The organism is Ralstonia flatus (assembly GCF_958439105.1).
Classification (GTDB): Bacteria; Pseudomonadota; Gammaproteobacteria; order Burkholderiales; family Burkholderiaceae; genus Ralstonia; species Ralstonia flatus.
In genome coordinates this window covers 117,808-138,225 of sequence record NZ_CAUDLI010000010.1, presented here as the reverse complement: position 1 = coordinate 138,225, position 20,418 = coordinate 117,808, and the positions used below count along the sequence as shown (strand labels likewise).

16 protein-coding genes are annotated in these 20,418 nt (G+C 63.8%); 8 read left to right on the top strand and 8 right to left on the bottom strand.

The genetic code is table 11. From position 1 onward, the window contains the following. Nucleotides 1-106: 106 nt before the first annotated feature. Genes R2676_RS20870 through R2676_RS20855 form a run of 4 tightly spaced genes read right to left on the bottom strand, consistent with a single transcriptional unit; the run spans nucleotide 107 to nucleotide 3,253 of the window. Complete coding sequence (locus R2676_RS20870; RefSeq protein WP_206273724.1) at nucleotides 107-814, bottom strand: nitroreductase; 708 nt, start codon at nucleotides 812-814, stop codon at nucleotides 107-109. Between the two features lie 15 nt (nucleotides 815-829). Next, nucleotides 830-1,273: an acyl-CoA thioesterase gene (locus R2676_RS20865; RefSeq protein ID WP_206273725.1), complete on the bottom strand. Its 444-nt coding sequence runs from the start codon at nucleotides 1,271-1,273 to the stop codon at nucleotides 830-832. A 58-nt stretch (nucleotides 1,274-1,331) separates the two neighbouring features. After that, entirely contained in the window at nucleotides 1,332-2,249 is a 918-nt protein-coding gene (locus tag R2676_RS20860; protein WP_206273726.1) for a DMT family transporter, read from the bottom strand. Then, on the bottom strand, nucleotides 2,246-3,253 hold the full coding sequence (locus R2676_RS20855; RefSeq protein ID WP_206273727.1) for a histone deacetylase family protein: 1,008 nt from the start codon (nucleotides 3,251-3,253) through the stop codon (nucleotides 2,246-2,248). The genes R2676_RS20860 and R2676_RS20855 overlap by 4 nt, the downstream gene beginning before the upstream one ends. A 356-nt stretch (nucleotides 3,254-3,609) precedes the next feature. Between R2676_RS20855 and R2676_RS20850 the strand changes: the two genes are divergently transcribed. Both R2676_RS20850 and R2676_RS20845 read left to right on the top strand, forming a co-directional pair. Next, nucleotides 3,610-4,191 carry a phasin family protein gene (locus tag R2676_RS20850; protein ID WP_024975535.1) on the top strand — a complete coding sequence of 194 codons (582 nt, stop codon included), beginning with the start codon at nucleotides 3,610-3,612 and terminating at the stop codon, nucleotides 4,189-4,191. A gap of 340 nt (nucleotides 4,192-4,531) precedes the next feature. Beyond that, nucleotides 4,532-5,092, top strand: a complete 561-nt coding sequence (locus R2676_RS20845) for a hypothetical protein (RefSeq protein ID WP_206273728.1) — start codon at nucleotides 4,532-4,534, stop codon at nucleotides 5,090-5,092. A 114-nt stretch (nucleotides 5,093-5,206) separates the two neighbouring features. Here the strand turns inward: R2676_RS20845 and lpdA are convergent, their stop codons facing one another. From lpdA to aceE, 4 genes are all read right to left on the bottom strand, one after another. Continuing rightward, on the bottom strand, nucleotides 5,207-6,988 hold the full coding sequence (gene lpdA, locus R2676_RS20840) for a dihydrolipoyl dehydrogenase (RefSeq protein ID WP_206273729.1): 1,782 nt from the start codon (nucleotides 6,986-6,988) through the stop codon (nucleotides 5,207-5,209). Nucleotides 6,989-7,046: 58 nt separating this feature from the next. Beyond that, the gene (locus R2676_RS20835; protein ID WP_206273730.1) at nucleotides 7,047-7,619 is read right to left on the bottom strand and encodes an Ntn hydrolase family protein; all 573 of its coding nucleotides are present in this window, start codon (nucleotides 7,617-7,619) and stop codon (nucleotides 7,047-7,049) included. A 105-nt stretch (nucleotides 7,620-7,724) separates the two neighbouring features. After that, entirely contained in the window at nucleotides 7,725-9,398 is a 1,674-nt protein-coding gene (gene aceF, locus R2676_RS20830) for a dihydrolipoyllysine-residue acetyltransferase (RefSeq protein WP_316857616.1), read from the bottom strand. 153 nt (nucleotides 9,399-9,551) lie between these two features. Further along, nucleotides 9,552-12,242 (bottom strand): pyruvate dehydrogenase (acetyl-transferring), homodimeric type, encoded by a 2,691-nt coding sequence (aceE, locus tag R2676_RS20825; RefSeq protein WP_206273732.1) that lies wholly within the window; start codon nucleotides 12,240-12,242, stop codon nucleotides 9,552-9,554. Between the two features lie 312 nt (nucleotides 12,243-12,554). Between aceE and R2676_RS20820 the strand changes: the two genes are divergently transcribed. The 6 genes from R2676_RS20820 (at nucleotide 12,555) to hpaR (ending at nucleotide 20,418) form a co-directional block, all read left to right on the top strand. Continuing rightward, nucleotides 12,555-15,131 carry a PAS domain S-box protein gene (locus tag R2676_RS20820; protein WP_410482523.1) on the top strand — a complete coding sequence of 859 codons (2,577 nt, stop codon included), beginning with the start codon at nucleotides 12,555-12,557 and terminating at the stop codon, nucleotides 15,129-15,131. A gap of 40 nt (nucleotides 15,132-15,171) precedes the next feature. Continuing rightward, nucleotides 15,172-15,807 carry a response regulator transcription factor gene (locus R2676_RS20815; protein WP_024975528.1) on the top strand — a complete coding sequence of 212 codons (636 nt, stop codon included), beginning with the start codon at nucleotides 15,172-15,174 and terminating at the stop codon, nucleotides 15,805-15,807. Nucleotides 15,808-15,902: 95 nt separating this feature from the next. Continuing rightward, nucleotides 15,903-16,772 (top strand): bifunctional methylenetetrahydrofolate dehydrogenase/methenyltetrahydrofolate cyclohydrolase FolD, encoded by an 870-nt coding sequence (gene folD / locus R2676_RS20810; RefSeq protein ID WP_009240794.1) that lies wholly within the window; start codon nucleotides 15,903-15,905, stop codon nucleotides 16,770-16,772. 94 nt (nucleotides 16,773-16,866) lie between these two features. Then, a complete protein-coding gene (locus tag R2676_RS20805; protein WP_206273733.1) occupies nucleotides 16,867-18,981 on the top strand; it encodes a M3 family metallopeptidase in 2,115 nt (704 codons plus the stop codon). Between the two features lie 151 nt (nucleotides 18,982-19,132). Next, a complete protein-coding gene (xth, locus tag R2676_RS20800; protein ID WP_027681266.1) occupies nucleotides 19,133-19,942 on the top strand; it encodes an exodeoxyribonuclease III in 810 nt (269 codons plus the stop codon). Nucleotides 19,943-19,953: 11 nt separating this feature from the next. Next, complete coding sequence (gene hpaR, locus R2676_RS20795; RefSeq protein WP_027681265.1) at nucleotides 19,954-20,418, top strand: homoprotocatechuate degradation operon regulator HpaR; 465 nt, start codon at nucleotides 19,954-19,956, stop codon at nucleotides 20,416-20,418.

The window sequence follows — 20,418 nt, the reverse complement described above, 5'->3', positions numbered from 1 at the left end:
CGGATCGGCTGTATCTGTTGACATAATTCGATGACTTTTCACCGCCAATTCTCGCTTTGCACGAAGATGTGCGCTGTAGCGTGCAAGCGGAGGCGTGATAACGACGTCAGTCCAGGAACCGAGTGAAGCCGGAGACAGGCGCCCGCTCGGTGACCAGCGTATTTTCGATGGCGGCCGGATTGGCGTAACCCATCGACATGCCGCAGACGACCATCTCGTCATCGGTGAGTCCAAGGTGCTCAGCGATGACCCGATGGAACTGCGTGAACGCCGCCTGCGGACAGGTATCGATGCCGCGAGCGCGCGCGCCGATCATCACGGCCTCCAGGAACATGCCGTAATCGAGCCAGCTACCCTGCTCCATTACGCGGTCGATTGTGAAGATGATGCCGACCGGCGCATCGAAGAATCGGAAGTTGCGCGCATGCTGTGCGTGCATGCGCTCCTTGTCGGCGCGACCGATGCCGAGCAGGCCATAAAGATCCCAACCGACCTTGCGGCGCCGACTCTGGTACGGATCGATCCACGTGCGCGGGTAATACGGATACTCCTCGCGATGCAGCGAGTCCGCCTCCGGGTGGTCGTACGCCGCCAACACCGATTCGGACAAGCGCGCTTTCGATTCGCCCGTCAGCACATAGACCTTCCACGGCTGCGTATTGCTGCCTGACGGCGCACGGCGCGCGACATCCAGAATCGCTTCGATGTCTTCGCGTGCGACGGGCGTCGGCAGGAACGCGCGCACGGAGCGGCGCGAAGTGATTGCCTGATCGACGAGTTCGACTTCTGCGGAGGTGGGGCGTCGGTCGGTCATGGCGATGCGCAAAACTCAGGCAATGATGTTGGACGCAAGCGGCTCGAGCACGGCACGCAGCGCATCGGGCAGCGGCACAGGCCGACGCGTTTCACGGTCGACGTAGACGTGCACGAAATGGCCCTGCGCGGCCGCTTCTTGCGCGTCGCCGCGGAACAGCCCCACCTCATAGCGCACGCTCGTGTTGCCCAGGCGCGCAACACGCAGCCCCGCTACCACCGGATCCGGAAACGACAGCGGCGCGAAGTAGTTGCATTGCGTCTCGATGACGAGGCCGATGGTGTCGCTGTGCTCGGGGTCCAGCACGCCCTGCTCGATCAGGTAGGCGTTCACCACGGTGTCGAAATAGCTGTAATAGACGACGTTGTTGACGTGGCCGTAGACGTCGTTGTCCATCCAGCGCGTGGTGATGGTGTGGAAGTGGCGGTAATCGTCGCGCGTCTGGCGGGGCGTGCTCATGGGCGGCAGGCGGGTGGCAGTGGAAAGTGATCAGGATACGCCAGCCCCTCGCCCACGGTCACTTGCGGATGACGAGCGCCACACCGCACGCGGCGATGACCATCCCCAGCGCGGCGAGCGGCGGAAAGCGCTCGCCGAACAGCACCCAGGCCATCACGGCGGTCGTGGGCGGCGTCAGGTACAACAGCGACGTCACCTTGGTGGCCGCGCCCTTGCGGATCAGCACAAACAACAGCGAGATCGCCCCAATCGACAGCGCCAGCACCGACCACACCAGCGAGCCGATCATCGGCAGCGTCCAATGCACCTCGTGCGTCTCAAACAGGAACATGAACGGCAAACACAGCAGCGCCGAGGCCCCGAACTGGATGCACGCGCCCATCCGCAGGTCGAACACCGGGCAATGGCGCTTCTGATACAGCGTGCCGACGGTAATCGACAGCAGGGCGCCCACGCACAGCGCAAGCGTCGTCACGCCCACGCCTGCCAGGTGCAACTTGTTCGCCACCACCAGGCCCACGCCAGCGATGCCGCAAAGCAACCCGAGCCATTGGCGATTCGACACACGTTCGCCGCGCATGGATACATACAGGGCGGTCAAAATCGGCTGCATGCCGACGATGAGCGCTGTCATCCCAGCCGGCATGCCGAGCTTGACCGCGGCCCAGACGCCCGCCAGGTAGCCCCACTGCATCAGCAAACCGGCCCCCGCGATGTGGCCGACGGCCGCCCAGTCGGTCTCGCCCGTGCCGGCGCGGTGCGGCAGCGGCACGCGCGCCAGCCAGACCAGCGGCAGCAGGCACACCAGCACGCCCACGAAGCGGAAAAACAGAAAGGTCATCGGCTCCGCGTACGGCATCCCGTACTTGGCCACGATAAAGCCCGTGCTCCAGATCAGCACGAACAGCCACGGCATGGCGACGACAAACAGGGAATCGCGCGCGGAGTTCGGCGCGACGGAAGACACTTGGGTCATGCGGAAAGCGGAAGAGAGGTCGATGCGCCAGCGGCCTCGTCGCGAGCTGCCCAGCGTTGTGCGTGGCGGGCAGCCAGCGCGATGGTCTGCGCGTGGACGGCCACGGTATCGTCGATATTGTTGCCGTAGCCGCCCGCCATGGTAACGGCAACCGGTATGCGCCGCTGATACGCAAAATCGAAGACTTCCTGGTCGCGCCGGGCCAGGCCCTGGAGCGTCAGTTTGAGCCGACCGAGCCGATCGCCCTCGTGCGGATCCGCGCCGGCCAGATAGATGATCAGCTGCGGCTTGAAGCGCCCGGCCAGGATGTCGAGTGCACCGGTGAGCGCTTGCAAGTAGTCTTCGTCGCCGCAGCCATCGTGCAGCCCGACGTCCAGGTCCGACGCCTCCTTGCGGAACGGGTAGTTTTTCTCGCCGTGCAGCGACAAGGTGAAAACGGTGGCGTCATCGCGCAGGATCGACGCCGTGCCATTGCCTTGATGAACATCGAGATCGACGATGGCCACCGGAAAATCTGCGGGCGTCCTGCCCGCTTGGCGCTGAATCCAGCGTGAGGCGACGGCCGCGTCGTTGAATACACAGAAACCGCCGCCCTTGTCCGCATAGGCATGGTGCGTACCGCCCGCCAGATTGACGGCAATGCCGTCGGCCAGCGCGGCCTCGCACGCGGCGATCGTGGCGCCCGCCGACCGGCGACTGCGCTCGACCATTTCCGGCGACCACGGAAAGCCGATCTCGCGCTGGCGCGCCGGGTCAAGCCGACCGGCGCTCACCGCCTCCACATATTCGGGCGTGTGCGCCAGCAACAACGCGTCGTCGTCGGCGCGCGGCGCCTCGGTCATGGCCAGGCCCGGCACGTCGGCCAAGGCCCGCGCCCGCAGGTCGCTGTACTTGCGCATCGGAAACCGATGACCCGGCGGCAACGGCAATACAAAGTGGTCGGTGTAGAACGCCCGCATGTGAATAACAAATCGCAACGCAACAAAAATGGCACTCGGGCGCATCCTAACCTAGGCTGCACTCGTGTGTTTTTTGAGACGGAATTACAGCCGAAAGTGGTCAATGGCACTCCCAGTGCACCACGAGCGCGCATTTTTCTGCCACAAAAAATCACGCCAAACGGTTGGTCGCGCAATTCCTGTGCACGAAAAATCGGCGAATTCTGATTTTTGTGCGATGCACAAAGAATGCTTGACACTGATTTGCCATTCAACAACAATGAAATTGTTGCGATGCACCATCCCGAATTCATCGCGATGTCGCCTGGAAGGCCCGACGCTGACCGTCATGCTTTGTACATCTGGGCGATCTAAATTTATATTTTGATTCCCCGACCCACCTTTGTATTTGGAGAGACAACATGCTGACTCAGGAACAGATCGCTGCGGCGCACAAGGCCAACCTGGAAACGTTCTTCGGCCTGACCAACAAGGCTTTTGAAGGCGTCGAAAAGCTGGTCGAACTGAACCTGCAGGTCGTCAAGGCCACCCTGGCCGAGAACGTCGAACACGCCAAGAAGGCACTGACCGCCAAGGACGCCCAAGAGCTGCTGTCGGTGCAAACCGCCGCTGTCCAGCCGCTGGCTGAAAAGGTTCTGGCTTACAGCCGCCACCTGTACGAAATCGCTTCGGACACGCAAACCGAATTCAGCAAGGCTGCTGAAGTGCAAATCGCTGAAAACAGCCGCAAGCTGCAAGCGCTGGTCGACAACGTGTCGAAGAACGCTCCGGCTGGTTCGGAATCGGCTGTTGCCCTGGTGAAGTCGGCTCTGTCGGCCGCCAACAATGCCTACGACTCGGTGCAGAAGGCCACCAAGCAAGCTGTGGAACTGGCTGAAAGCAACTTCCACGCTGCGGCCAACGCTGCCAGCAAGGCAACCGCTCAGGCTTCGGCTCAAGCGCGCGCTGCCACCGGCAAGAAGTCGGCAACGACCGCTGCCTAAGCGCTAAGCCGCTTTAGTCGTCTGGTTGTTGAAGCGGGCCTCCTTCGGGAGGCCCGTTTTGTTTTGGCGGTCGAACCCATCCTCCAAACACGTCGTTTGCGCGCATTTGCGCGGAACCGAAACGCACGCCCACCGGTCCATCCCACCGTGTTCGTTAGATTGTCTCCTCGGTCCCGCTACCGAAACCTGTCCTCAGTGGTGATCAGTGGGTACCTTTAGCCCGGCTTCGGCCGGGTTTTTTGTGTGCGCGGGAAACGTCTCATGCCTTCAAATTGCGAACTTTTGCAGGCAGCAGACGCTCCATTCTGTATTGCGGCCCCCCGCCCCTTCTTCACTCCCAATGTCTCGCGAATCGCTGGTCAAGCGCAGTCTGATCGTCACGGCGGCGCTCATCCTGCTGCTGGAAGAATGGATCTGGAACGCCATGCAGCGGGCCACTGCCCGCCTGGCAGCGCATCCGTGGGTCCAAGCCGCGGAGCGGAAGTTGGCGCAGCTCGAGCCCATCGAAGCCCTCTGCGCGTTTGCCCTACCGATGTTGGCGTTGCTGCCGTTCAAGCTGGCCGCCGTCTATGTGCTGGCGCGAGGCCATGTCATTGCAGGGACGTTTGTCCTCATCGCAGCGAAAATCATCAGTACCGGCCTGGGCGTGCGCATCTATTCCGCCGTACGACCGCAGTTGCATACGATCGGCTGGTATGCCCGCTGGGAATTCGCCTTCCTCGCTTGGAAACGGCGGATGGTGGCCGCCCTGCAGGCAACACCGACCTGGCAAGCCCTTCAGGTACGAATTTCCGTCTGGCACGCCCGGCGGCATGGCTTGATGCAGCAAATGTGGCGCCGTCTCACTGCGGCGCTACGCCTGCTCCGCCGACATCGACGCACGGCCGGGCCTCGGCAATGACGTGCCTCGGCACTCAGCGCCGCCACAAAGGAAAAGGGCCGCCCAATCGAGCGGCCCTTCTTCTTGCCGGCCAGATTTCGGAGTTGCCTCTAAATCCTGGCGGTTAATTGCGATTCAGCGCTTACGAGCCGGCGGCACATCCGTGCAAACGCCTTCGTAAATTTCCGCAGCCATCCCTACCGACTCACCCAGCGTGGGGTGCGGGTGGATGGTCTTGCCGATATCCACGGCGTCCGCGCCCATCTCGATGGCTAGGCAAACCTCGCCGATGAGGTCACCCGCATGCGTGCCAACGATGCCACCACCGATGATGCGGTGGGTTTCCTCGTCGAAGATCAGCTTGGTGAAACCTTCGTCGCGGCCGTTGGCAATGGCCCGGCCCGAAGCGGCCCAAGGGAACACGCCCTTGCCGTACTTGATGCCCTGCGCCTTGCACTGCTCTTCCGTCAGCCCCGCCCAAGCCACTTCCGGATCGGTATAGGCCACCGACGGAATCTGCTTGGCATCGAAATACGCCTTCTCGCCGTGTGCGGCTTCGGCTGCCACGTGGCCCTCATGCACGGCCTTATGTGCCAGCATCGGCTGCCCGACGATGTCGCCGATCGCGAAGATGTGCGGCACATTCGTGCGTTGCTGCTTGTCCACGTCGATGAAGCCACGGTCCGTCACGGCCACGCCGGCCTTTTCCGCGCCGATGCGCTTGCCGTTCGGCGCGCGGCCCACAGCCACCAGCACCATGTCATAGCGTTGCGGCTCGGCCGGTGCGGCTTCGCCCTCGAACTTGACGTAGATGCCGTCCGGCTTGGCTTCGACGCCGACCGTCTTGGTCTTGAGCATGACCTTGTCGAAGCGGCTCTTGTTCATCTTGTCCCACACCTTGACGAGGTCGCGGTCAGCGCCCTGCATCAGGCCGTCGAGCATTTCCACCACGTCGATGCGGGCGCCCAGCGTGCTGTACACCGTCGCCATTTCCAGGCCGATGATGCCGCCGCCGATGACCAGCATCTTGGCCGGCACTTCGCGCAGCTCCAGTGCGCCGGTCGAATCGACGATGCGCGGATCTTCCGGAATGAACGGCAGCTTCACGGCCTCGCTGCCTGCAGCGATGATCGCCTTGGCAAAACGGATGACTTTCTTCTCGCCCGTCGTCGCCTTGCCGTCGCCGTCCGTCAGCTGCACTTCGAGGTGGTTCGGGTCCAGGAACGCACCGACACCGCGCACGACCTGCACCTTGCGTGCCTTGGCCATGCCGGCCAGCCCGCCGGTCAGCTTGCCGATGACGGATTCCTTGTGCTTGCGCAGCTGGTTGATATCAACCGTGGGCTCGCTGTAGACAATGCCGTGTGCGGCCATCGCCTTCACTTCGTCCATGACGGCCACCGTGTGCAGCAGCGCCTTCGACGGGATACAACCCACGTTCAGGCAAACGCCGCCCAGCGTGGAGAAACGCTCCACCAGCACAGTGTTCATGCCGAGATCGGCGCTGCGGAAGGCGGCCGAATAGCCGCCGGGGCCCGAGCCGAGAACGAGCATTTCGCATTCGATGTCGGCGCCGCCGGCATGCTTGGCCGCTTGCGGAGCGGGGGCCGATGCGGCCGGTGCTGCAGCGGGCGTGGCGGCCGGAGCCGGTGCCTGAGCAGGCGCCGCAGCTGCCGCCGCACCTGCTTCCGCCGTGGCGATCACCGTGCCTTGGCTGACCTTGTCGCCCACCTTGATCTTGACTTCGACAATCTTGCCGGCCACATCCGACGGCACGTCCATGGTGGCCTTGTCGGTTTCCAGCGTGATCAGCGCCTGATCGACGGTGACGGCATCGCCCGCCTTCACCATCACTTCAATGACGTCCACGTCCTTGTAGTCGCCGATGTCCGGCACCTTGATTTCCACCACGCTCATTCCTGACTCCTTGTTCTTGTCGTCGGCACCCGGCATCGCCCGGGCCCGCTGACACTTTTCAATCCTGCAGACGGACTGTGTGCACTTCGATCGGGCCGCCCGAACTCTTGTCGAACTCCACGCCTGCGGATACGCCCACCTGGGCAACGTCCGCCGCCGACTTGCCCTGCATGTCGTACACCGCCGACATGGCCCCCAGCGCAAAATTGCGCCCCGAGCCGATGCCCCAGAAGCGGTCGAACGAAAACACCTCGCGGTACGAATAGACGCCGTAGATGCCGGTGGCGTTGGCGATCAGGCAGGTGATCTGCGACGACTCGTAAGGGTCGTCGTCGTCTTCCTTGGTGTTGACGAAATACTCGTCCTTGAGCTTTTCATGCACCTTGAGGAAGGTCCGGAAGACGTCGTCGCGCGTACCGAGGCGGCACTCATCGGCCAGCCCGGCCAGCAGACTGCGCATGACCGGAAAGTGGGCCGTTGTGCCCGCCAGAGCGATCAGCGAATCGCCCACCTGGAAGATCTTCTGGTTCTGCTCGTAACCGCGCGCCAGGCGCGTATCACCGAATGTCACCAGCGAATCGGCCGCAATGGCTACTTCGCCGTCTTTCTTGACCACCACGCACGTCGTCATGTCGTCCTCGCCATCAGTCCACTGACCAGTCCGCCGACCGCTGCAAACCCAACCGGGCCGGCACGCACAGGCCCGAAGCCAGATGCGTGCCGCGCCCGCGTGGGCTTACAGGCTGACGCGGCGGAAGTCCGCCAGCACGCTGGCCAGATACGCGTTGAAGCGCGCAGCCTCGGCGCCGTCGATCACGCGGTGATCGTACGACAGCGACAGCGGCAGCGTCAGGCGCGGCACGAACTGCTTGCCGTCCCAAACAGGCTTTTGATAGCCGCGCGACAGACCCAGGATGGCCACTTCCGGCGCGTTGATGATCGGCGTGAAGTGCGTGCCGCCAATGCCGCCCAGCGACGAGATCGAGAAGCAGCCGCCTTGCATCTGGTCCGGCTTGAGTTTGCCTTCGCGGGCTGCCTTCGACAGGTCGGCCATTTCCTTCGCGATGTCGATCAGGCCCTTCTTGTCCGCATCGCGGATCACCGGCACCACCAGCCCATTCGGCGTATCGGCCGCAAAGCCGATGTGGAAGTACTGCTTGAAGACCAGGTTGTCGCCGTCCAGGCTCGCGTTGAACGTCGGGAATTTCTTCAGCGCGCCCACGACTGCCTTGATCACGAACGCCAGCATCGTGAACTTCACGCCGGCCTTTTCGTGGTCCTTGTTCATCTGCACGCGGAAGGCTTCCAGCTCGGTGATGTCCGCTTCGTCGTTGTTGGTGACGTGCGGGATCATGACCCAGTTGCGGTGCAGGTTCGCACCGGAAATCTTCTTGATCCGCGACAGCGGCTTCGGATCGACCGGGCCGAACTTGGTGAAGTCGACCTTCGGCCATGGCAGCAGATTCAGTTCGCCGCCGCCAGCCGGTGCGCCAGCCGCAGCCTTGCCAGGGGCAGCAGCTTGGCCGCTCATCACGCCCTTGACGTAGCGCTGCACGTCTTCCTGCGTGATGCGGTTCTTCGGGCCCGTGCCGCCAACGAGATTCACGTTGACGCCCAGCTCTCGCGCATATTTGCGCACCGAGGGGCTGGCGTGGGCAGCCTTGCCTACCGTACCCACGGTGTCAGCGGTGTACGTAGCAGGCGCTGCGGCCGGAGCAGCCGCGGGGGCGGCCGCAGGGGCCGGGCTCGGTGCAGCGGCAGCCGGTGCAGGTGCAGGGGCTTGCGCAGGTGCCGGCGCTGCAGCAGCGCCCCCTGCGCCTTCCAGCACCACGATCAGCGTGCCTTGCGACACGGCATCGCCCACCTTCACACGGATGTCCTTGACGGTACCGGCGGCCGGCGACGGCACATCCATCGTGGCCTTGTCCGACTCGAGCGTGATCAGCGACTGCTCGGCTTCCACCTTGTCGCCCACCTTCACGCTGATCTCGATGACCGGCACGTCGGTGTAGTCGCCGATGTCCGGCACCTTCACTTCGATCGTGCCGCCACCCGCGGCAGCCGGCGCCGGGGCCGGCGCTTGCACGGCCGGTGCGGGTGCCGGTGCAGCAGCGGCCGGAGCCGGTGCGGGCGCAGCTCGAGGTGCCGGGGCCGGTGCGGCCGCAGCGCCCTGCTCTTCGAGCAGCAGCACCAGCGAGCCTTCCGACACGGTGTCACCCACCTTGATCTTCACTTCCTTGACGATGCCGCTCTTTGGCGAGGGCACGTCCATGGTCGCCTTGTCCGATTCCAGCGTAACCAGCGAATCCTCGGCGTTGACGGTATCGCCCGCCTTGACCAGCACTTCGATCACCGGGACGTCTTTGTAGTCGCCGATGTCCGGCACCTTGATTTCTACGACTTGACTCATTCTTCTGTCTCCAGAGGGTCTGGCGGCGAGAGCATCCGGCGGCGGACACGCGTTGCCCCGCAGGCTACCGCATCGTGCAGGCAAATGCACGTTGCGGGAAGTCTGTCGGGGCGGTGCCCGGCCGGGACGCAACCCACGCGCCCGGCGGCTCCGTTATACGGTCATCGGGTTGGGCTTGTTCGGATCGAGGTTGTACTTCTTCAGTGCCTCGGCCACCTTTTCGCGCGGCAGCACGCCTTCGTCGGCGAGTGCCTTGAGCGACGCGACCGTCACCCAGTAGCGATCCACCTCGAAGAAGTGGCGCAGCTTCTCGCGGGTATCCGAACGGCCGAAGCCGTCGGTGCCCAGCACCACGTAGCGACGCGGCACGAAGGCGCGGATCTGCTCGGCGAACGTACGAACGTAATCAGTCGATGCGATGACCGGGCCGCGTGCGTTCTTGAGCAGCTTCTCAACGTGCGACTCGCGTTGCGGCTCGGTCGGGTTGAGCAGGTTCCAGCGTGCGATGGCGTTACCGTCACGGGCCAGCTCGGTAAAGCTCGGGCAGCCCCACAGGTCCGACTCCACGCCCCAGTCCTTCTTCAGCAGATCAGCCGCGGCAATCACTTCACGGAAGATCGTGCCCGAGCCCAGCAGTTGCACGCGCGGCGCGTTGCTGTTTTCGACGCCCTTCTTGAACTGGTACATCCCCTTGATGATGTCGGCCTCGACACCCGCCGGCATTTCCGGGTGCTCGTAGTTCTCGTTCATCACCGTCAGGTAGTAATAGACGTCTTCCTGCTCGACATACATGCGGCGCAGGCCGTCTTGCATCACCACCGCCAGTTCGTACTGGAAGGTCGGGTCATACGAGATGCAGTTCGGGATGGCGGCGTGGTACACGTGCGAGTGGCCGTCTTCGTGCTGCAGGCCTTCGCCGTTCAGCGTGGTGCGGCCAGCGGTGCCGCCCAGCAGGAAGCCGCGCGAGCGCATGTCGCCGGCAGCCCAGCAAAGGTCGCCGATACGCTGGATGCCGAACATCGAGTAGTAGATGTAGAACGGGATCATCGCCACGCCATGCGTCGAATACGACGTCGCGGCGGCGATCCAGTCGCACATGGCGCCGGCTTCGTTGATGCCTTCCTGCAGCACCTGACCCGTCTGCGACTCCTTGTAGAACATCAGCTGGTCGTGATCCTGCGGCACGTACTTCTGGCCTTCCTGGTTCCAGATGCCGACCTGGCGGAACAGACCTTCCATGCCGAACGTACGCGACTCATCCGGCACGATGGGCACGACGTGCTTACCGATGTTCTTGTCTTTCAGCAGGATGTTCAGAATGCGTACGAAGGCCATCGTCGTGGACACTTCGCGGCCTTCACCGGTGGCCTTGAGCAACGCGTCGAACGCAGATAGCGCCGGAACTTGCAGCGGGTCGGCCTTCTGGCGACGGGCCGGCAGGTAGCCGCCGAGGTCCATGCGCGCCTTGCGCATGTATTCGAGTTCCTTCGAGCCTTCTTCGAACTTGACGTACGGAACGTGCTCGAGCTGGTCGTCGGCGACCGGAATATTGAAGCGATCACGCAGCTTGCGGATGGCATCCACAGGCATCTTCTTCTGCTGGTGGGCGATGTTCATCGCCTCGCCGGCTTCGCCCATGCCATAGCCCTTGATGGTCTTGGCGAGAATGACGGTCGGCTGGCCCTTGTGGTTGGTCGCCGACTGGAATGCCGCGTAGATCTTGTGCGGATCATGGCCGCCGCGGTTCAGCGCCCAGATGTCGTCGTCGGACCAGTCGGCCACCATGGCCTTGAGTTCCGGCGTGTTGAAGAAATGCTCGCGCACATAGGCGCCGCTCTTCGACTTGAAGGTCTGGTACTCGCCGTCGACGCATTCCATCATGCGGCTCATCAGCAGGCCCTTGGTGTCGCGGGCAAGCAACTGATCCCAACGGCTGCCCCAGATGACCTTGATGACGTTCCAGCCGGCGCCGCGGAATTCCGATTCCAGCTCCTGGATGATCTTGCCGTTGCCGCGCACCGGGCCGTCCAGGCGCTGCAGGTTGCAGTTGATCACGAAGACGAGGTTGTCCAGCTTTTCACGGCCGGCCATGCCGATCGCGCCCAGCGATTCCGGCTCGTCGGTTTCGCCGTCGCCCAGGAACGCCCAGACCTTGCGGTTTTCCCAGTTCTGGATCAGACCGCGGCTGGCCAGGTACTTGGTGAAGCGCGCCTGGTAGATCGCCATGATCGGGCCCAGGCCCATCGACACGGTCGGGAACTGCCAGAAATCCGGCATCAGCCACGGGTGCGGATACGACGAGATGCCCTTGCCGTCCACTTCCTGGCGGAAGTTGTCGAGTTGCTCTTCAGTCAGGCGGCCCAGCAGGAAGGCACGCGAATACACGCCCGGCGCCGAGTGGCCCTGCACGAAGACCATGTCGCCGCCGTGCTTGTCCGACGGGGCGTGCCAGAAGTGGTTGTAGCCGACGTCATACAACGTGGCCGCCGAAGCGAACGACGAGATATGCCCGCCGACGTTCGTGTCCTTGTTCGCGCGCAGCACCATCGCCATGGCATTCCAGCGCGTATACGAACGGATGCGGTGCTCGATTTCCTGGTTGCCAGGAATGCGGTCCTGGTTCTCGACCGGGATCGTATTGATGTAGGGGGTTTCTGCGTGCAGCGGAGACGTCACGCCGTTGATGCGTGCGTACTCGATCTGCTTATCAAGGAGGAATGCCGCGCGCTGCGGGCCTTCCGCGCCGATGACGCCTTGCAGCGCCTCCAGCCATTCCTTGGTTTCCTGGGGATCAGCGTCGCTGGCGCTCGTGGCACCCAGGACTTGTTCTGGTACGGCCGACATGGCGGTCTCCTTGGTAGCAGTAACGGTAGTTGCGTCTCTTGTGAGGCGTCTTTCGCACGCACGTTTGCACGCGCGCAAGGACCACCCCGACTTTTGCGCTGATTCTATGGGCACCCGCAAATGCAGCACAAGCGGAATTTTCAAATTGCGATATGGTTTTTTATAATGTGGAATATTGCGGCGATGCAAAACAAATCACTTTTGACATTGCACTGCAGCATTTATTGAGCGCTCAGAACACCTCACCAAGCGGTTTCCCCAAGCGACCCGCAAGTTGATTGCCGTTACACTTAGTTTTGCGCAGTTGCACAGATGTCCACTCCCTTACCTCCGCAGAATTCCGGCGTTCGTCCGCCCATCATGCTTGCCCCCTCCCACGCTTCGCAGGACCCGGCCGCCAATTCCGAGCCGTCAACGCCTGCCGCGCCTTCGCCCATGTCCGTGAACGCGCCGGAACTGCCCTCCGACGAAGCCGTGCGCCCGAACGTGCCGCGCCGCCTGTGGCTGACGCGCCTGGGCCGCCTGTGGACGACCAACTGGTTCATGTTCATCCCGCTGGTGGCGATCGTCCTGTTTGCCGGCGCGATGATTTTCATCCTGTATCAGTTGCACGCCACCGAGGTGCAGCAGCAGCGCGACGCCCTCTACCGCGATGCCGCCTGGGCGGAGCAGAAGGTCCGCCTGTCCCTGCAGAGCAACCAGGACCAGGTGGCCGCCCTCGCGCGCGACATTGGTGCCGCGCAGCTGGACCCGAGCGCCTATCGCGATGCCGCCCGCCAGCTTCTGCGTGAGAACCCGGAACTCGTCTTCATCAATTGGCTGGATGCCACGCGCCGCCCGCGCTGGGCGTTCCCATCAAATTCCGAATTCACCGCACGCGTGCGCGAAACGCGCGACCATCCGCTCGAACCCGAAATCCAATCTGCCTACGACGCTGCCCGGGAAACGCAGCGCGCCGTCTACTCCCGCCCCATCCAGAACGAGCGCGGCGAGAGCTTCATGCTCATGGAAGTCCCGATCGTGCGCGACAACGAATTCCTCGGCACGGTGGGCGCCATGTATTCGGTCACGGGCATCCTCACGCAGCTGCTGCCGGGCGAGCTGACCGACCGTTATCGCTTCTCGCTGGTCGACAAGAACAACGTGGTCCGCGCGAGCACGTCGTTGCGACCGGTGCCCAAGGCCGCCGCGTCGTATGAAGTGCTGTTGGATCCGCCGGGCCATTCGCTGTCGTTGCGTGCCGAGGCATATCCGGCCCCGTCCAACCTGCCCAACAACATGCTGATGTGGCTGGTGGCGGGCCTGTCGTGCTTCGTGATCTGGAGCTTGTGGAGCGTGTGGCGCCACACCAGCCGCCGCTCGGAAGCCCAACGCGCGCTCCTGGCAGAGACCTCGTTCCGCCGCGCCATGGAAAACTCCATGGTGATCGGCATGCGTTCGCTCGACCTCAACGGCCGCATCACCTACGTGAACCCGGCGTTCTGCCGCATGATCGGCTGGACGGAGGCCGAATTGGTCGGCCGGATGCCGCCGTTCCCGTATTGGCCGCCCAACGAGATCGGCGAGATGCAGAAGCACATCGAGCTGACCCTGCGCGGCAAGGCGCCCGCCAACGGCATGGAATTGCGCATGATGCGCCGTGACGGCACGAGTTTCTATGCGCGGATGTACGTCTCGCCGCTGATCGACGCACGCGGCCGGCACACGGGGTGGATGAGTTCCATCACGGACATCACCGAGCCCAAGCGCGCCCGCGAAGACCTGGCCGCCGCGCACGACCGCTTCACCACGGTGCTCGAGAGCCTGGACGCGGCCGTGTCAGTGCTCTCGACCGACAAGGCCGAACTGCTGTTCGCCAACCGCTACTACCGCCAGCTCTTCGGCTGGGAAGCGTTCGGCCACCTGCAGCTCTCCGGCAACGACGTCAACACCGAAGACGTGTCCAGCGATGCGCTCGACCTGGTCGACGCCTACGCCGGCCTGCCGGCCTCCGAACTGACGCCGCACGCGGCGGACGCACGCGAAATCTACGTACCGTCGATGCAGAAATGGTTTGAAGTGCGGCGCCGCTACATCCAGTGGGTCGACGGCCACCTCGCGCAGATGCAGATCGCCACCGACATCACCGTGCGCAAGGCCGCTGAAGAGATGACGCGCCAGCACGAAGAGCGCCTCCAGTTCACCAGCCGCCTGACGACAATGGGCGAGATGGCGTCGTCGCTGGCGCACGAGCTGAACCAGCCGCTGGCGGCCATCAACAATTACTGCATGGGTGCGGTCGGCCGCCTGAAGTCGGGGCGGAGCACGCCGGAAGAGCTGATCCCGGTGCTGGAAAAGACCTCCGCCCAGGCCGTGCGTGCCGGCACCATCATCCAGCGCATTCGCGGTTTCGTTAAACGCAGCCAGCCGCAGCGGCGCGAATCCGACCTGCGCGACATCGTCGCCGACGCCGTCGGCCTGGCCGAGTTGGAGGCCACGCGGCGCGGCATCACCATCCTGACGCGCCTGCCGGGCGACCTGCCGCATCTGTATGTCGATCCGGTGCTGATCGAGCAGGTGCTTGTCAATCTGCTCAAGAACGCCGCCGAAGCCATGGCCGCCCACCCGCGCCTGCGCGCCGCCAGCGTCCTGCGCCTGCACGCCAACCTGATCAACGATCCGGAAAATTCCGTGCTGATCGAGGTGATCGACCAGGGCCCGGGCGTAGACGACAGCACCAAGGAGCGGCTGTTCGAGCCGTTCTTCAGTACAAAATCCGACGGCATGGGCATGGGGCTGAATATCTGCCGCTCCATCATAGAATCCCACCTCGGCAGACTCTGGGTAGAAAACAACGCCGATGGCATCGGCTGTACGTTTAAAATCATCCTGCCGCTGAATCCGCTGTAAATCGTTTTTAAAACATAGAACGTAGACCGAGGACTCCTCCATGAGCACAACGCCCGCCGCAGTTGCGCCGCGCAACGAAACCGTGTTCGTCGTCGACGACGATGAAGCCATGCGTGACTCGTTGACGTGGCTGCTCGAAGGTAACGGCTACACCGTCCGCACGTACCGCAGCGCCGAAGAATTCCTGGTCGACGACAAGCGCGGCGAAGGCGTCGGCTGCCTGATCCTCGACGTGCGCATGCAAGGCATGAGCGGCCCCGAGCTGCAAGACCGCCTGCTGGCCGAAAACAGCCGCATGCCGATCGTCTTCGTCACGGGCCACGGCGACGTGCCGATGGCGGTGTCGACCATGAAGAAAGGCGCGGTCGACTTCATCGAAAAGCCCTTCGACGAATCCGAACTGCGCGAGCTGGTTGAACGCATGCTCAGCAAGGCCCGCAGCGAAGACTCGGTCGCCCGCGAGCAAAAGGCCGCCAAGGACCTGCTGGGCCGCCTGACCACACGCGAGCAGCAAGTCCTGGAGCGCATCGTGGCCGGCCGCCTGAACAAGCAGATCGCCGACGATCTGGGCATTTCCATCAAGACGGTGGAAGCGCACCGCGCCAACATCATGGAAAAGCTCAACGTGAACACCGTGGCAGACCTGCTGCGCCTGGCCCTGTCGCGCAACGCCTGATTCGGCTGCAGGAAAAACCAGGCGATCATCCGGGCGGCCGGAAGGGAGGCGGCGATTTATAATCGCGGTTTGCCCTCTCCCTCCTCCGCCCAGCCATGACCGCCCAACTCATTGACGGCAACGCGCTTGCCAAACAACTCCGCGCCGAGGCCGCACAACGCGCCGCCGCCCTGACCGCGCGCGGCCACCAGCCCGGCCTCGCCGTCATCCTCGTCGGCGAAGACCCGGCCAGCCAGGTCTATGTGCGCAACAAGATCAAGGCGTGCGAAGACAACGGCTTCCTGTCCAGCTTCGACCGCTACCCCGCTGACCTGTCCGAAGCCGACCTGCTCGGCCGCATCGACGCACTGAACCGCGACCCGCGCATCCACGGCATCCTGGTCCAATTGCCGCTGCCCAAGCACATCGACAGCCACAAGGTGCTCGAAGCCATCGCGCCTGAAAAGGACGTCGACGGTTTCCACGTGGCCAATGCCGGCGCGCTGATGACCGGCGCCCCGCTGTTCCGCCCGTGCACGCCGTACGGCTGCATGAAGATGCTGGAATCGATCAACTACCCGGTGCGCGGCGCCAATGCGGTGGTGGTCGGCGCCTCGAACATCGTCGGCAAGCCGATGGCGATGCTGCTGCTGCAAGCCGGCGCCACCATCACGATCTGCAACAGCAAGACGCGCGATCTGGCCGCGCACACGCGAGAGGCCGACATCATCGTGGCCGCCGTGGGCCGCCGCAACATCATCACCGCCGACATGGTCAAGCCGGGCGCAGTCGTCATCGACGTCGGCATGAACCGCGACGATGCCGGCAAGCTGTGCGGCGACGTCGACTTTGCCGGCGTCAAGGAAGTCGCCGGCTATATCACGCCGGTGCCGGGTGGCGTCGGCCCGATGACGATCACCATGCTGCTGATCAACACCCTGGAAGCCGCCGAGCGCGCTGCTGAAGGAGCCGCCCTGGCGGCGTAAGCTTCACCCTGATCCAGTTGGAAACGGAAAAAGCGTCCCCACCTGTTGGATCGGACGCTTTTTTTGTCCCCCGAATTTCTCTACCGAGCCCGCCATGACCGATATTTCGCCCAAGGTTGCCACCCCGGCCAACAATCCGCTGCTCGATTTTTCTGGTCTGCCGCGCTTTGCGGACATCCGCCCCGAACACATCACGCCGGCCGTCGACGTGCTGCTCGAGCGCGCCGCATCGGCGGTGGCGCAGGTCAAAGACCCGGCCACGCCCGTCAGCTGGAACACCGTCGTCACCGCACTCGAAGACGCCACCGAACCGCTGGGCCGCGCCTGGGGCATCGTCAGCCACCTGAGCGCCGTCGCCGACACGCCGGAGCTGCGCGAAGCGCATGCCGCCAATCTGCCGCGCGTGACCGAATTCTGGTCGGGCCTGGGTCAGGATCTGGAACTGTTCGAAAAGTACAAGGCGATTGCCGACAGCGCCGAATACGCCACGCTGTCGCCCGCGCGCAAGAAGCTGCTTGAGAACGAACTGCGCGGGTTCCGCCTGGGCGGCGCAGAACTGCCCGAAGACCAGAAGCCGCGCTTTGCGGCGATTCAGGAACAGCAGGCACAGTTGACCAAGGCCTTCAGCGACCACGTTTTGGACGCGACGAACGCCTACGCTCTGGTCATCGACGACGAAGCGCGCCTGGCCGGCCTGCCCGAAGACGCCAAGCAGGCCGCCCAGGAAGCCGCGCGCCGCGACAACCCCGAGGCGACCGGCTGGAAGTTCTCGCTGCACTTCCCGTCGTATTTCCCGGTGCTGCAATATGCGGACGACCGTGCGCTGCGCCGCACGCTGTACGAAGCGAACGTCACGCGTGCCTCCGAACTGGGCGCGCAATACGGCGGCGGCAAGGCCGAGTGGGACAACACCGCCAACATGGCCGAACAGCTCGCGCTGCGCGCCGAAGAAGCGCACATGCTGGGCTATCGCAATTTCGGCGAAGTGTCGCTCGTGCCGAAAATGGCCGACTCGCCCGAAGATGTGCTGCGCTTCCTGGGCGAACTGGCCGACCGCGCCCGTCCGTTCGCCGAGAAGGATTGGGAAGAACTGCAGGCGTTCGCCAAGACCACACTCGGCATCGACAAGCTCGAACCGTGGGACATGGCCTACGCGTCGGAAAAGCTGCGCGAAGCGCGCTACGCGTTTTCCGAGCAGGAGGTAAAGCAGTACTTCCCGGAACCCGCCGTGCTGGACGGCCTGTTCAACGTCGTGCAGACGCTGTTCTCGGTGAAGATCCAGCCGGAGGCGGCTGAGGTGTGGCACCCGGACGTCCGCTTCTTCCGCGTCGAATCGGCACAGGGCGAGCTGCTCGCGCAGTTCTACATCGACCTGTACGCGCGCGAAGGCAAGCGCGGCGGTGCGTGGATGGACGACGCGCGCGGCCGCAAGCTGCTGGGCGATGCGGGCGTGCAAACCCCCGTGGCTTACCTCACGTGCAACTTCTCCGGCCCGGTCGGCAACAAGCCCGCGCTGTTCACCCACGACGAGGTCATCACCCTCTTCCACGAGTTCGGCCACGGCCTGCACCACATGCTCACGCAGGTGGATGAGTTGGGCGTGTCGGGCATCAACGGCGTGGAATGGGACGCGGTGGAGCTGCCGTCGCAGTTCATGGAAAACTTCTGCTGGGAATGGGAAGTGCTCTCGCGCATGACGCGCCATGTGAATTCCGGTGAACCGCTGCCGCGCAAGCTGTACGACAGCATGCTGGCCGCGAAGAACTTCCAGAACGGCATGGCGACGCTGCGCCAGATCGTGTTCTCGGCGTTCGACATGCACCTGCACACGGACTTTGACCCGAAGGGCGCGACCTCGGTGCTGGAGCTGTCGCGCCAGATCAACAATCGCTTCCACGTGGTGCCGCAGGCCGAGCTGTCGCGCTGGCCGAACACGTTCAGCCACATCTTTGCCGGCGGCTATGCGGCGGGCTACTACAGCTACAAGTGGGCCGAAGTGCTGTCGGCGGATGCCTATGCCGCCTTCGAGGAAGCCAGCAAGCTGGGGGGCTCGGTGCTGGATGCGGAAACCGGCGCGCGCTATCGCCGTGAGGTGCTGGCAGTTGGCGGCAGCCGCCCGGCCATCGAATCCTTCACAGCATTCCGCGGCCGCGCGCCGAGCATCGATGCACTGCTGCGCCATGGCGGTATGGTGGCGGAAACCGCCTGACGGTCTGCTTGGCCAGGGGTGACAACGCCGCTTCGTGCCTCCGTGCCGAAGCGGCGTTTTCATTCGAGCCCCAAGCGCTTGATGGCACAATATCGCACCCCTGAACGGCGCCAAAGTGCGCGCCGTCGCCATTTGCAAGGACCGAGCCCTCATGCGTGTCGCAACCTGGAACGTTAACTCTTTGAAGGTGCGCCTACCGCACGTGCTGCAATGGCTGGCCCAGCGCGAAGCCGACGCCACGCCCATCGACCTGCTCTGCCTGCAGGAACTCAAGCTGCCCGATGACCGCTATCCGCTTGCCGAGCTGGACGCCGCGGGCTACAGCTCGTTGTTCACCGGTCAGAAGACATACAACGGTGTTGCCATCCTCGCGCGCAAGGCGTCGGTGCCTGAAGGCCGCGATGTGGTGAAGAACATCCCGGGATTTGACGACGAGCAGCAGCGCATCGTGGCCGCCACCTACGACGTGGACGGTGGCCCGGTCCGCGTGATCTCCGCCTACATTCCGAACGGGCAGGCGCTCGATTCCGACAAGTTCGTCTACAAGCTGCGCTGGCTGGAGGCGCTGCAGGCGTGGCTGACAAGCGAGTTGGCAGCAAACCCGCGCCTGATGCTGCTGGGCGATTTCAACATCGCCCCCGAAGACCGCGATGTGCACGATCCGAAAAAGTGGGAGGGTCAGAACCTGGTGTCGCCGGAAGAGCGGGCGGCGTTTCGGGCGATGCAAGGCGCCGGGCTCGTCGATGCCTTCCGCATGTTCGAGCAGGAAGACAAGCTGTTCTCGTGGTGGGACTACCGCATGTTCGGCTTCAAGCGCAACGCGGGCCTGCGAATCGACCACATCATGCTGTCGCCCGAACTCGCCAAGCTGTGCGAGTCGTGCCATATCGACCGGGTACCGCGCACGTGGGACCAGCCGTCGGACCACACGCCTGTGGTCGCCGCCTTGCGCAGCGCATAAGGAGCGCCTGCATGGCTTCCGCCTTCAAGCACCGCAATCTGCCGCATTTGCTGCTGCGCGCGCGCGAGACGTTCATGGCACGCTTTCGGCCGATCCTGCGCGAGCGCGGCATCACCGAGCAGCAATGGCGCGTGCTGCGTACGCTCAACGATACCGGCGACATGGAGCCAAACCAGCTCGCCGACGCCTGCCTGATCCTGAGCCCGAGCCTCACGCGCATGCTGGCAGCGATGGAGCAATCCGAGATGATCGTGCGTACGAAGTCGCCGGTGGATCAGCGCCGCCAGGTGATCTCGCTCACGCCCAAAAGCCGCCAGTTCCTGGCCGACGTGGAACCGCAGGTCGATGCGGAATACGCACGCATCGAAGCGCAGCTCGGCCGCGCGCGACTGGACGCGCTCTACGCTGCGATCGATGAGTCGATCCAGCTCATGGAAACGCACACCCCGATGGGCCGTTTCGTCGGCGACGAGTAA

Coding starts and splice junctions, on each gene's coding strand:
- R2676_RS20870 (WP_206273724.1), bottom strand. CDS start 814: ATGACCGACCGACGCCCCACCTCCGCAGAAGTCGAACTCGTCGATCAG.
- R2676_RS20865 (WP_206273725.1), bottom strand. CDS start 1,273: ATGAGCACGCCCCGCCAGACGCGCGACGATTACCGCCACTTCCACACC.
- R2676_RS20860 (WP_206273726.1), bottom strand. CDS start 2,249: ATGACCCAAGTGTCTTCCGTCGCGCCGAACTCCGCGCGCGATTCCCTG.
- R2676_RS20855 (WP_206273727.1), bottom strand. CDS start 3,253: ATGCGCCCGAGTGCCATTTTTGTTGCGTTGCGATTTGTTATTCACATG.
- R2676_RS20850 (WP_024975535.1), top strand. CDS start 3,610: ATGCTGACTCAGGAACAGATCGCTGCGGCGCACAAGGCCAACCTGGAA.
- R2676_RS20845 (WP_206273728.1), top strand. CDS start 4,532: ATGTCTCGCGAATCGCTGGTCAAGCGCAGTCTGATCGTCACGGCGGCG.
- lpdA (WP_206273729.1), bottom strand. CDS start 6,988: ATGAGCGTGGTGGAAATCAAGGTGCCGGACATCGGCGACTACAAGGAC.
- R2676_RS20835 (WP_206273730.1), bottom strand. CDS start 7,619: ATGACGACGTGCGTGGTGGTCAAGAAAGACGGCGAAGTAGCCATTGCG.
- aceF (WP_316857616.1), bottom strand. CDS start 9,398: ATGAGTCAAGTCGTAGAAATCAAGGTGCCGGACATCGGCGACTACAAA.
- aceE (WP_206273732.1), bottom strand. CDS start 12,242: ATGTCGGCCGTACCAGAACAAGTCCTGGGTGCCACGAGCGCCAGCGAC.
- R2676_RS20820 (WP_410482523.1), top strand. CDS start 12,555: ATGTCCACTCCCTTACCTCCGCAGAATTCCGGCGTTCGTCCGCCCATC.
- R2676_RS20815 (WP_024975528.1), top strand. CDS start 15,172: ATGAGCACAACGCCCGCCGCAGTTGCGCCGCGCAACGAAACCGTGTTC.
- folD (WP_009240794.1), top strand. CDS start 15,903: ATGACCGCCCAACTCATTGACGGCAACGCGCTTGCCAAACAACTCCGC.
- R2676_RS20805 (WP_206273733.1), top strand. CDS start 16,867: ATGACCGATATTTCGCCCAAGGTTGCCACCCCGGCCAACAATCCGCTG.
- xth (WP_027681266.1), top strand. CDS start 19,133: ATGCGTGTCGCAACCTGGAACGTTAACTCTTTGAAGGTGCGCCTACCG.
- hpaR (WP_027681265.1), top strand. CDS start 19,954: ATGGCTTCCGCCTTCAAGCACCGCAATCTGCCGCATTTGCTGCTGCGC.